Origin of the sequence: Marinobacter antarcticus (assembly GCF_011049865.1) — a bacterium.
GTDB lineage: Bacteria > Pseudomonadota > Gammaproteobacteria > Pseudomonadales > Oleiphilaceae > Marinobacter > Marinobacter antarcticus_A.
The window spans coordinates 1-10,837 of record NZ_DRGY01000047.1 but is presented as its reverse complement, the minus strand read 5'-3'; the positions used below and the strand labels follow the sequence as shown (position 1 = coordinate 10,837).

Here is a 10,837-nt window from a genome sequence, read left to right as displayed (position 1 = left end):
CACCGGAGAGGAGTTTGGGGAGAGGAGTCATGAATCTGCTTACATTTCGTTCTTCAGAAACAACAAAACCCGCACGAGGCGGGTTTCATCTGAATTCTTATGGTGCCCGGAGGCGGAATCGAACCACCGACACGAGGATTTTCAATCCTCTGCTCTACCAACTGAGCTATCCGGGCAAGTTGCTTTACTGCTGTGCAACGGGGCGCTATTAAACCGGTTTCAGTGAAGTGAGTCAAGGCCAGCCCTGAAAAATTCGTGAATCTTTTCAGGGCTGCTCAGGCTTTGATCAAACCGGTGTTATTGCTCTGGTGGCACGTAGCCTTCGGCTTTATCGAAAGGCTCGTTGTTGAAGTAATGCTCCATCTGCGCCTGCAGGTATTTGCGGGTGTTGGGGTCCATCAGGCTCAGGTGTTTTTCGTTGATCAGCATGGTTTGTTCGTGTTGCCATTCTTCCCACGCCTGGCGGGATATGTTCTCGAAGATATCCTGGCCCCTTGCGCCGGGCATGGGTGGGAAATTCAGGCCTTCCAGTTCTTTCTGGTGTTTGCGGCAGAAAACGGTGCGGTTCATGTTCGCTCCTGTGTTGATGTGTGCGATAGGTGAGGGGCGGGGTGTGTGAGTAACGTGCGGATAGGCGCTGGTAATCCGAGGGACAATGCTTCGTCCCTGTGTAGCCATTTGTGCTGCGCGTTGTCTCTCACGTTGTTTTGCCCTGTCACGCCCAGCCGTGCGGGCTGAATATGCAGGTGGTAGTGAGAAAAGGTATGCCGGAAACCGCTGATCAGTTCCGGCTCTGTGCAATCAAAGCCAAGGCTCTGCTCACAGGCGTCCTGAAGCTCGTCTGCGCCGTAGGCAGGATCCAGCTCCGGCAGGCTCCAGAGACCACCCCAGATGCCGCTTGGCGGGCGCCTTTCCAGCAAGATGCGGCCTTCGCTATCTTCAAGTATGACCATCCAGGTGGTTTTTTCGGGTTTCGCTTTTTTCGGTTTGGAGCCGGGATAAAGGCTGATTTCTGCTCGGGCGTATGCCGTGCAGCCAGATTGCAGTGGGCAGTCATTGCACGCGGGGCGGCTGCGGGTGCAAACCATTGCGCCCAGATCCATGATGCCTTGGGTGTAATCCTGAGCACGCTCATCTGGAGTATGTGCCTCGGCGTGTTCCCAGAGTTGTTTCAGTACGGAAGTTTGCCCTGGCCAGCCGGGAACTGCGTGGTAGCGGGCCAAAACCCGTTTCACATTACCGTCAAGAATGGCGGCGCGCTTGCCGAATGCCTGAGCAACGATCGCTGCGGCGGTTGAGCGGCCGATACCGGTCAGGGTCTCCAGTTCTTCCTGAGTGTCGGGAAACTGGCCGCCAAAATCCGCCGTGACAGACTGTGCCGCTTTTTGCAGGTTGCGGGCGCGGGCGTAGTAGCCAAGCCCTGACCAATAGCTGAGCACGTCGTCACCCGGCGCTTCCGCGAGGGATTGCACATCGGGGAAACGTTCCATGAAGGCCTGAAAATACGGGATAACGGTCGTAACCTGGGTCTGCTGAAGCATTATTTCAGACACCCACACCCTGTAGGCGTTGCGGTTGTGGTGCCACGGCAGGTTGTGCCTGCCGTGGTTGTCGTACCAGTTCAGAAGGTTTTCAGCGAAAAAGTCTGATGTCACTTAAAAAGACCTTTCAGAGCGTCTTTCACTTTATCGCCCGAGTCCTTGCCCAGCTTTTCTTCCAGCTTTTCACGAACTTTTTCTTCAGCCTTGCCTTTCGCTTTATCGACTTCCTTATCGACTTTTTTGCGTGCAGCGTTCGCTGCAATGCTTTTCAGCGTATCGCTAAAACGTGAACCGTCGAACGAACACAGGCTGGCTGCGCCCGCCGAAAAATCGCCACGGCACTCCACTGGTATAACAACGTCTTCCACGTATTCGGTTACCCGGCAGGCTTTGTCGCGGTGAATTTCGCCAACGATTCGCAAGCCAAGTTCGTAATCGACGAGGGTTTGCTTCATGTCGACTGTGCCGTTACCTTCCAGTTTCATACCGGCCAGCGAGGCGACCAGTTCAGTGTTATCAAATATGTTGCCGTTGATGTCCAGGTTACCGCGCATATCGTTGAAAGGCGTTGTATCGCCCCAGTCGTCGGTTGTCAGTTCATCCTGGTTGACCAGAGCAATCCCCTGGCAAGCCATGCGAGTCAGGTTCATATTCCGGAACTCGCCTTTTGCCAGATTAAAACTGATCTGGCCATCGGCCTTGTCTCTCAGGGCTGAAATTCGATTGCCGGACGTGGTCGCGTTTATCTTGAGGTTGGCGCCACCGGACAACATGGTGATTTCCGCCGCGTCAGCCAACAACGGAAGGGTCTGCACATTGCTTACATCCGAATTGATTGTCCATTTCGGGTTGTCAGTACGAGCATCGATGGTCGCTTTTGCGCCGAAGCTACCCTCGTAAAGCTTGCCGCTGAATTCGTCTACTTTCAGCAGGCCTTTGCTGGCGGTTGTGCTGGCTTTGATTTCGTTGATGGTCAGGTTGCTTACGATCAGCTCGCTCAGCCCGAAATTTATGTCCAGAAGCAGGCTGCGCAGGGTTTCCAGCGGCAAAAGGTCGCCTTCCGGGCCTGCGTCTGCCGTTTGCACCGGCGCGTCTGCGTCTGTTGTGGTTTTCGCAGTGTCGCTTTTCCCGGTATCGCCTTCGGCTTTTGGTGGCAGGTAGCGATCAACATTGAGTTTGTCGCCCTGTAGGTTAAACACGATGCCGCCGTTGTCGAGGTTATAGCTGCCGGAGCCTTTGAATGTGGTGTCGTCCAGCTTGATTACCAGGTCAGTCAGCGCAGGCTTGCCCGCAGGGCCGCCGATGCCGGTAGAAAACGCAATGGCCTTGAGAACGTCCGCGTCGGATGTTGCGATGGCGGGCTGGCCCAGATTTTCGAGCAGATCCTTGAGAGAAAACTCGTTGATCGCTACGTTACCTTTCAGTGTAGGTTTGTCGCCAAAGCCCTTCACATCAAGGTTGGTGTCGAGTGACAGGTTGGCGAGGCTGGCGGTAAAGTCGCTCAGAGTCGCCGTTTCGTTTTCCAGATTGGCTTTAGCCGAACCACTCAGCTTTGCGGTAACTGACTTGTCGCCAAACGATTCGCCGTTCATTTTGAATACAGCTTCCAGGCCGGAAACGGCAAAATCATTCAGCGCTTCGTTAGCCGCAAGCTTGGCCTCTATCGTTCCATCAACGATGAACTGAGGTTTTGCGGTTTCTACACGAAAGCCTATTTCCAACGGAAACTCGGAGCCGAGGGTAATGTTGCTGGCGTTCACTTTGAAGTTTTCCAGCGTTACGTTCTGGCCGGTACTCTGATCGTCATAGTGGATCTGGGCATTGCTGATCTGAACATTGTCGACATTGAAGTTCAGCGGCTGACTGTCCCCCTGTTCGCCGTCAGTTTTCTGCTCGGTGGTGCTGGCGGTATCGGGTTTGCCCTTTTCACCCTTGCCTTCTGCCGGCTCGGGCATGATGCGGGTCCAGTTGCCCTCTCCCTGTTCGTTGACGCTCAAGCGCGCATCCAGGCCATCCAGCACGAAGGTGCTGACCTGAGGCGACATGGCAATCAGCGACCAGAAGTCGACTTGAGCAACCAGTTTTTTCAGTGCAACGAGACGTTCACCATCCAGTGTGGCTTCTACATCATTCAACTCAAGCCCGAGAGGAATAAAAGACCAGCCAATATCTCCGTCCAGAATGAGGTCAAGGTTGGTGTTTTCTTCAACCACCTTTTCGATTTGTGGCTTGTAATCGTTCGGGTTGATCACGGCCACGGCAATCGCTATCGCGATAATCGCGAGAACGATAAGTGCCACTATGGCAATCAGCGCATAACGTATGGCTTTCATGTTTCAGGCTTCCTTTCTTGTTGCGCAAGCTTTCAGGATTCGGAGCGAATGCGAGAATGAATAAGGTTAAGGATAACGCAGGGTTAACAAATTAACAGGGCAGGAGTATGACAATGCCGTAGTGTTGGGCCAAAATGCACCTGTTGTCGCCTACTGTACTGATACGCACAAACAAAAAAAGGAGTTCGCTGTGGCTATTACTGTTTCAATTGAACTGAACCGGGAACTTGAGATTTCGGCCGGCTATGACGAGGTTTTTGAATTGCTGGCCGATGTACCCCGCTCTGCAAGCTACTTTCCGAAAGTGCATAAACTGACGGATCTGGGAGGCAACACCTACCGTTGGGAAATGGAAAAAGTGGGCGTCGACAAGCACGCCATCCAGTCTGTATACGCCAGCAAATACGTTGCAAACAAAGACGCGGGCAAAATTACCTGGGAGCCGGTAAAAGGAGAGGGTAACGGGCTGGTGCGTGGCTCCTGGGCGCTGACAGCGAAGGGCGACAAGGTCACAGCACTGAAATTTCAGACCAGCGCCGAGCTGACATTACCGCTGCCGGGCTTGCTGAAACTCGCTATCAGCCCCGTGATCAAACACGAGTTCAACGGTCTGGTGGATACTTATATGAAAAACTTGAAGGCGGCATTCTGATTTCCCGGCTGCCAGAAGGTATAATGCTTGAATAAAGTTTGTCGGCGTTGTGCCACCTAAATTTGCTACGGAGTCCCCATGGCCGAACGTAAGGCTCGGGTAGAAAGAAATACCCTTGAAACCCAGATCAGCGTTGAAATCAATCTCGACGGCACTGGTAAATCCAGTTTTGATACCGGAGTGCCGTTTCTCGAGCACATGATGGAGCAAATTTCCCGTCATGGATTGATCGATCTCACCATCGTGTCCAAGGGCGACTTGCACATTGATGACCACCACACGGTAGAAGACGTTGGTATCACCCTGGGCCAGGCGTTCAAGCAGGCGGTGGGTGATAAAAAAGGCATCCGCCGTTACGGCCACGCTTATGTGCCGCTTGATGAGGCGCTTTCCCGCGTGGTGATTGATCTCTCCGGCCGCCCGGGCCTGATTATGGAAGTGCCTTTTACCCGCAGCTCTGTGGGTGGATTTGATGTGGATTTGTTTGAAGAATTCTTCCGCGGTTTTATCAACCACGCGCTGGTGACAATGCACATCGACAACCTTAGGGGCAAGAACACCCACCACCAGATCGAAACCGTGTTCAAAGCATTCGGCCGGGCCCTGCGCATGGCTATAGAAATGGATGAGCGCATGGCGGGTATTACACCGTCGACCAAAGGCTTGCTGTAAACCGTTGCGCTTGGCCGCCCCTAGTCAATTAAGGACACCGCACCAACCATGAAAACCGTTGCCATCATCGACTACGGCATGGGGAACCTTCACTCTGCCCGCAAGGCGGTAGAGCATGTCGCCCCGGATACCAGGGTTCTGGTAACCGACAACGCAGACCAGATTCGTGAAGCAGACCGGGTGATTCTGCCCGGCGTTGGCGCTATACGTGATTGCATGGCGGAGATTCGCCGGTTGGGCGTCGACAAGCTGGTGCGGGAAGTGTCCCGCGACCGGCCGTTTCTGGGAATTTGCGTTGGCATGCAGGCGCTTATGTCGCGCAGTGAGGAAAACGGTGGCGTTGACTGTATCAATCTGTTTCCTTCCAGGGTGCGCTTTTTCGGTGAGAACCTGGTGGAAAACGGCGTGCGCCTGAAGGTCCCTCATATGGGGTGGAATCAGGTTTATCATACTGTGCAGCATCCGCTGTGGCAGGGCATTCCCGACGGTGACCGCTTCTATTTCGTGCACAGCTATTACGCTGAGGCCGAAGATAACGCCGATATAGCCGGGCGCAGTCATTACGGCGTTGATCTGGCGGCGGCTGTGGCCCGCAACAATATTTTCGCCGTGCAGTTTCACCCGGAGAAAAGTGCCGGCGCAGGGCTGCAGTTACTCAGGAACTTTACTGACTGGAACGGAACATGCTGATTATTCCCGCCATTGATCTCAAAGACGGCCGATGCGTGCGGTTACGCCAGGGCCGGATGGACGATTCCACCGTGTTCGGCGGCGACCCGGTTGATATGGCTACCCGTTGGGTGGAAGCCGGCGCCCGGCGCCTGCACCTTGTGGATCTGAACGGCGCGTTTGCAGGCGAGCCGGTTAATGGAGAAATCGTTCAGGCGATTGCCCGCAAGTACCCGGATTTGCCGATACAGATCGGCGGCGGCATTCGTTCCGCTGAAACCATTGAAGCGTATCTAAAAGCCGGCGTGCAGTGGGTCATTATCGGAACTAAGGCGGTGAAAGAACCGGAATTTGTGACCGATATGTGCAAGCGCTTTCCCGGGCACATCATTGTCGGACTGGATGCGAAAGACGGCCGTGTAGCCACCGACGGCTGGGCGGAAGTGACGGAGGTGATGGCGACGGATCTGGCCAAGCGCTTTGCCAACGATGGCGTTGAGGCGATTGTTTACACGGATATCAATCGCGACGGCATGATGCAGGGCGTTAATGTGGAAGCCACCGCGGCTCTGGCAGAAGAAGGTGGTATTCCGGTTATCGCATCCGGAGGTGTGACCAACATGGACGACCTCAAGCGCCTGGCGCCGTTCGCTCACAAGGGCATCATCGGCGCCATCACCGGCCGCGCTATCTACGAGGGCACTCTGGATGTTGCCCAAGCCCAAGCGTTCTGTGACACCCTGAAAGGCTGATCAAGGTAGATTTTATGACACTGGCGAAACGTATTATTCCCTGCCTGGATGTGGACAGAGGGCGTGTGGTAAAAGGCGTCAACTTTGTGGACATCCGGGATGCCGGCGACCCGGTGGAAGTGGCTCGTCGTTACAACGAGCAGGGTGCCGACGAGATTACTTTTCTGGACATTACGGCAAGTCACGAAAGCCGGGATACAACCTACGAAACCGTTGAGCGGATGGCGGCAGAGGTGTTCATTCCGCTGACGGTTGGCGGCGGTGTGCGCACCGTAGACGATATCCGCAAGTTGCTGAACGCCGGCGCCGATAAAGTGGCTATTAACACAGCCGCGGTCTTCAACCCGGAGTTTGTGCGCGAGGCGGCAGAGCGTTTTGGTAGCCAGTGCATTGTGGTGGCTATTGATGCCAAGCAAGTCAGCGCCGAAGGCGAAGCGCTGCGCTGGGAGATCTTTACCCACGGCGGCCGCAAGCCAACCGGGCTGAATGCGGTGGACTGGGCGCGCAAAATGGTTGAAATGGGTGCCGGCGAGCTGTTGCTCACAAGTATGGACAGAGACGGAACCAAAATCGGTTTTGATCTTGGCCTGACCCGTGCGGTCAGCGATGCGGTGGTTGTTCCGGTGATTGCCTCAGGCGGTGTGGGCGAGCTGCAGCATCTGGCAGATGGCGTTACCAAAGGGCGCGCAGATGCCGTATTGGCGGCGTCTATATTTCACTTTGGCGAGCACACAATTCCCGAGGCCAAGGCATTTATGAAGGTTCAAGGAATCGAAGTTCGGGACTAGTCTTTTTTAGCGAAAGCAGGCCGAATGGTCTGCTTTTCTCCCTCTGCAAACATGCTCCGGTTGTTGTTACGAATCGCCCAGAGCCCGCTCACCGTTGCGATGCCAATTCCCTGCTCATCCAGTAATGGCAGATGTTTTTCCAGATAGTCCACCGTCACCTTGTGTGGGTGCGCTATCGCAATGGCGCTGCCGTTTTCCCTCGCCCGCTTGATCAGTTCTTTGAACTGTTTATCCAGGAATTCTTCCGTCTGTTCGTGATCCAGAAATATATCCCGTGACAAGGTAGGAATTTGGTAAGCCTGTGCCACATCGGCTGCGATGGACGAGGCAATTGTTCGGCTATCGACAAAATAAACCGGATAGTGATACAGCTCTTTCATCACCCAGTCCATGGGTTTGAGCTGCTGTGTTAACAGACTGCCCATATGGTTATTCACCCCTTGCACATAGGGGATGGATTGCAGGGCGCGGCGCAAAGTGGCCGTGATGCTTTTCTCGTCCATATTCGGAGTTAACCCGCCGGGCCCGAGGCCAAAATGCCTGGTATTGGCCATGGGAGAATGCAGCATGATCTCTTTATTATGGCTATGTGCCAGGCGGACAAGAGCGTCTGTATGCGGGCGGTAGGGCAGAAACGACAGCGTCAGTGGCTGATCGAGCCTGGACAGACGCTCGCCTTCGTAAAGGTTGTGCCCCATGTCATCGATAATAATGGCAATGGTGGGCGGCACGTCGCCTTTCGCCGGTTCAGCCGTCGCCGGGCTGGCAGCCAAAGTGATAAAGGCCCCCAGGGCCAGGGTGTGGAGCAACTTCACTTTGCGACGTGTGCTCCCTCGGAATTGAGAATATTCATCCCTTTGAGCAGATTTAGCGCCGATCGAAGCTGAAAATCACGATCCGTCATGGCCTCGATTTGCTCCTTGTTTGCCGACTGCTTTTCATCACCTTTGGCTTTTTCATCCTGGCCAATCAGATGGCCGCTCAGGTCTGCCTCGGTAAAGAATGGCCGGCTATCCAGTTCTTTGAGTTCCGCCGGCCGCACTTCGATATCCGGCTTGATACCGGTGGCTTGGATAGAGCGCCCATTGGGCGTGTAATAACGCGCCGTTGTCATTTTAATGGCGTGGGTTTCATCCAGCGGTATAACCGTCTGGACGCTGCCCTTGCCAAAGGATTGAGTGCCCATGATGACGGCACGCCTTTGGTCCTGCAGGGCGCCCGCAACGATTTCGGACGCAGACGCTGAACCACCGTTGATCAGAACAACGATCGGAGTGCCGTCCATGACATCACCGTCTTTGGCGCTGAACCGAAGGCGCGAACTCTGGATTCTGCCTTCGGTATACACAATAAGCCCGTCGTTCAGCAATGCGTCTGCTGTGGCAACCGCCGCTTGTAATATACCGCCCGGATTATTGCGCAGATCAAGCACCAAGCCGTCGAGATCGCCGCCATTTTCCTTTTTGAGCTTATTCAGAGTCTTGGTGAATTCTTCACCGGTCTCCGCCTGAAACTGGGTCAGGCGTACGTAACCGTAGCCGTTTTCAATCATGCGGCTTTTTACGCTGGTAACCTTGATGACATCCCGCTCAACGTCAATCTCAACGGGCGCGGTTTCACCTTCACGCATGATGGTCAGGGTCAGAATGGTGCCAGGTTTGCCGCGCATGAGCTGAACAGCTTCTTCAAGGCCCATGCCTTTTACGGGCTTTTTATCAAGTTTGATGATCAGATCGCCTGCCAGAACGCCGGCTTGCTGTGCAGGTGTATCATCAATCGGCGAGATAACCTTTATGAAACCGTTCTCCAGGCCTACTTCAATACCCAGGCCGCCAAACTCGCCCGAAGTGCTTTCTTCAAGCTTTTCATAGTCTTTCGGGGCAAGATAGGTAGAGTGCGGGTCGAGATCCGAGAGCATGCCCTTAATGGCGCTTTCCAGTAATTGCCTGTCGCCTACTTCCTCAACATAGGCTGCCTTGATGCGACTGAAGACCTCGGTAAATTTGCGCAGGTCGTCCAGTGGCAATTGTTTTTCTGGGTCGGGCAGGGTGATTTCAACACTCTCGCCGTCCTGAATGCCGTTCAGAACCTGCGTATTGCCCTGAGGGCTATCCTGGGCGAACGCCATTCCGGGAATGGTGATGAAACATGCCGCAAGGATGGCAGAGCGCAAAGGTAAGGCTTGGAGTGTGCTTTGGACCCGTTTCATTCACATATCCCGTGGTTATTCCGATAGTTGGACACAGAGTTGAGCAGAATAATGGGCAGAGTTCCCTGTTTTCGACAGTATGGCGCCCACGAGAGCATTTGTCAGCCCTGCCGCGGAAGTTCAGTTGCCTAACCAGCGCCCCGGGTTGTCTGGCTTTCCGTTATGGCGCACCTCAAAGTAGAGCGCCGGGTTTTCTGTGCCACCCGTTCGCCCGGTCAAGGCGATGGCTTGCCCTGCCGCAACCCAGTCGCCGGGGCTGGTAAACAAGCTGCTGCTGTGACCATAGAGTGTCATGTAGCCGTCACCGTGATCAATAATTGTTATCAGGCCGAAGCCGCGAAGCCAGTTGGCGAAAACAACCCGACCATAGTGAATGGCTTTTACTTCGGCTTCTTCTTTTGTCTGGATGAGCAAGCCGTTTCTGCGCAGTTTGCCCTCTGCGTACTCATCGCCAAACCGGCTCACAACCTTGCCTTGTGCGGGCCAGGGCAGTTTGTTTCGGAGCGATGAAAAGGGCTCTGATTCGTTAGGTGACGGGATGGTGGCAATGGCTTGCTGCACTTCGGACAGCAGATTCTCCAACCGCTTGCGATCGGATTCCAGCTCGTCTTTTTCGTTGCGTCGGCTGCGGATATCCTGATTGAGCGACGCCAGTGTTTTCTTGCGATCCTGGCGGGACGATTCCAGTTCTTTTTGCCGCTGAGCCACGCCTTTTTCAGTTTTCGCTAGCTCGGCCCGGGTGCTCTGTACGGAGGCACGGGTCACTTGGAGGTCTTTCAGGTTTTTATGGAATGCTTCCAGCCGGGTAATGGTGTTCTGGCTCAGGTATTCATAGTAGGTCATGGTCCGGGCAATGTTGTCTGGATCGATTTCATTAAGCAGCACTTTCAAAGCTGGCGCGTCGCCTTCCATCCAGGCGGTGCGGATCTGTTTTTTCAAGCTCTCGCGCTGACGCTCCAGGGTTTGCGTCAGTTTCTGTTCTTCACCTTGCAGTTCAACAAGACGCTGCTGCTGCTCTTTCACCTGCTCACGCAAAGATCTCCGTTCCCGGGTCAGTCGGCTAATAGTGCGTTCAACATCGGCAAGCTGTCGCTCCGCAGCGGAGCGATCCTTCTCGGCGTCTGCCAGCCAGTCATCAATACCCTCAATGCGGTCCTTGAGGGCTTCAATCTGGGCGGGTGTGACCTCTTGTCCGAACGCTGCCGGCGCGGCACTCAGCAT

The 10,837-nt window shown here is 54.6% G+C and carries 11 protein-coding genes and 1 tRNA gene; 5 read left to right on the top strand and 7 right to left on the bottom strand.

The genetic code is table 11. The annotated features are described in order from the left end of the window. Positions 1-100: 100 nt before the first annotated feature. The 4 genes from ENI00_RS06075 to ENI00_RS06060 form a co-directional block, all read right to left on the bottom strand. Positions 101-176: transfer RNA gene (locus tag ENI00_RS06075), tRNA-Phe, on the bottom strand. Between the two features lie 121 nt (positions 177-297). Beyond that, positions 298-570: an oxidative damage protection protein gene (locus ENI00_RS06070; protein ID WP_304100364.1), complete on the bottom strand. Its 273-nt coding sequence runs from the start codon at positions 568-570 to the stop codon at positions 298-300. Continuing rightward, positions 567-1,655 carry an A/G-specific adenine glycosylase gene (gene mutY, locus ENI00_RS06065; protein ID WP_304100361.1) on the bottom strand — a complete coding sequence of 363 codons (1,089 nt, stop codon included), beginning with the start codon at positions 1,653-1,655 and terminating at the stop codon, positions 567-569. Before mutY ends, ENI00_RS06070 begins: the two co-directional genes overlap by 4 nt. Next, the gene (locus tag ENI00_RS06060) at positions 1,652-3,874 is read right to left on the bottom strand and encodes an AsmA family protein (protein WP_304100358.1); all 2,223 of its coding nucleotides are present in this window, start codon (positions 3,872-3,874) and stop codon (positions 1,652-1,654) included. Before ENI00_RS06060 ends, mutY begins: the two co-directional genes overlap by 4 nt. Positions 3,875-4,064: 190 nt before the next feature. On the opposite strand from ENI00_RS06060, the gene ENI00_RS06055 reads away from it, so the two are divergent. The 5 genes from ENI00_RS06055 (at position 4,065) to hisF (ending at position 7,407) form a co-directional block, all read left to right on the top strand. Further along, positions 4,065-4,526, top strand: a complete 462-nt coding sequence (locus tag ENI00_RS06055) for an SRPBCC family protein (protein ID WP_304100355.1) — start codon at positions 4,065-4,067, stop codon at positions 4,524-4,526. A 78-nt stretch (positions 4,527-4,604) separates the two neighbouring features. After that, the gene (hisB, locus tag ENI00_RS06050; RefSeq protein WP_304100352.1) at positions 4,605-5,198 is read left to right on the top strand and encodes an imidazoleglycerol-phosphate dehydratase HisB; all 594 of its coding nucleotides are present in this window, start codon (positions 4,605-4,607) and stop codon (positions 5,196-5,198) included. A gap of 48 nt (positions 5,199-5,246) precedes the next feature. Beyond that, complete coding sequence (gene hisH, locus ENI00_RS06045; RefSeq protein WP_304100349.1) at positions 5,247-5,888, top strand: imidazole glycerol phosphate synthase subunit HisH; 642 nt, start codon at positions 5,247-5,249, stop codon at positions 5,886-5,888. After that, positions 5,882-6,619, top strand: coding sequence for a 1-(5-phosphoribosyl)-5-[(5-phosphoribosylamino)methylideneamino]imidazole-4-carboxamide isomerase (gene hisA / locus ENI00_RS06040; RefSeq protein WP_304100345.1), 738 nt, complete (start codon positions 5,882-5,884; stop codon positions 6,617-6,619). Before hisH ends, hisA begins: the two co-directional genes overlap by 7 nt. Positions 6,620-6,633: 14 nt before the next feature. After that, entirely contained in the window at positions 6,634-7,407 is a 774-nt protein-coding gene (hisF, locus tag ENI00_RS06035; RefSeq protein ID WP_304100342.1) for an imidazole glycerol phosphate synthase subunit HisF, read from the top strand. Here the strand turns inward: hisF and ENI00_RS06030 are convergent. The 3 genes from ENI00_RS06030 to ENI00_RS06020 form a co-directional block, all read right to left on the bottom strand. Continuing rightward, positions 7,404-8,222: a divergent polysaccharide deacetylase family protein gene (locus tag ENI00_RS06030; protein WP_414674220.1), complete on the bottom strand. Its 819-nt coding sequence runs from the start codon at positions 8,220-8,222 to the stop codon at positions 7,404-7,406. The genes hisF and ENI00_RS06030 overlap by 4 nt on opposite strands. Continuing rightward, complete coding sequence (locus tag ENI00_RS06025; RefSeq protein WP_304100339.1) at positions 8,219-9,616, bottom strand: S41 family peptidase; 1,398 nt, start codon at positions 9,614-9,616, stop codon at positions 8,219-8,221. Before ENI00_RS06025 ends, ENI00_RS06030 begins: the two co-directional genes overlap by 4 nt. 120 nt (positions 9,617-9,736) lie before the next feature. Further along, on the bottom strand, positions 9,737-10,837 hold the full coding sequence (locus ENI00_RS06020; protein ID WP_304100335.1) for a murein hydrolase activator EnvC family protein: 1,101 nt from the start codon (positions 10,835-10,837) through the stop codon (positions 9,737-9,739).

Bases quoted from the DNA above. Each gene is read 5' to 3' on its own strand.
- hisH (WP_304100349.1), top strand. From the start codon at position 5,247: ATGAAAACCGTTGCCATCATCGACTACGGCATGGGGAACCTTCACTCT.
- hisA (WP_304100345.1), top strand. From the start codon at position 5,882: ATGCTGATTATTCCCGCCATTGATCTCAAAGACGGCCGATGCGTGCGG.
- ENI00_RS06020 (WP_304100335.1), bottom strand. From the start codon at position 10,837: ATGCTGAGTGCCGCGCCGGCAGCGTTCGGACAAGAGGTCACACCCGCC.
- ENI00_RS06060 (WP_304100358.1), bottom strand. From the start codon at position 3,874: ATGAAAGCCATACGTTATGCGCTGATTGCCATAGTGGCACTTATCGTT.
- hisB (WP_304100352.1), top strand. From the start codon at position 4,605: ATGGCCGAACGTAAGGCTCGGGTAGAAAGAAATACCCTTGAAACCCAG.
- ENI00_RS06070 (WP_304100364.1), bottom strand. From the start codon at position 570: ATGAACCGCACCGTTTTCTGCCGCAAACACCAGAAAGAACTGGAAGGC.
- ENI00_RS06025 (WP_304100339.1), bottom strand. From the start codon at position 9,616: ATGAAACGGGTCCAAAGCACACTCCAAGCCTTACCTTTGCGCTCTGCC.
- hisF (WP_304100342.1), top strand. From the start codon at position 6,634: ATGACACTGGCGAAACGTATTATTCCCTGCCTGGATGTGGACAGAGGG.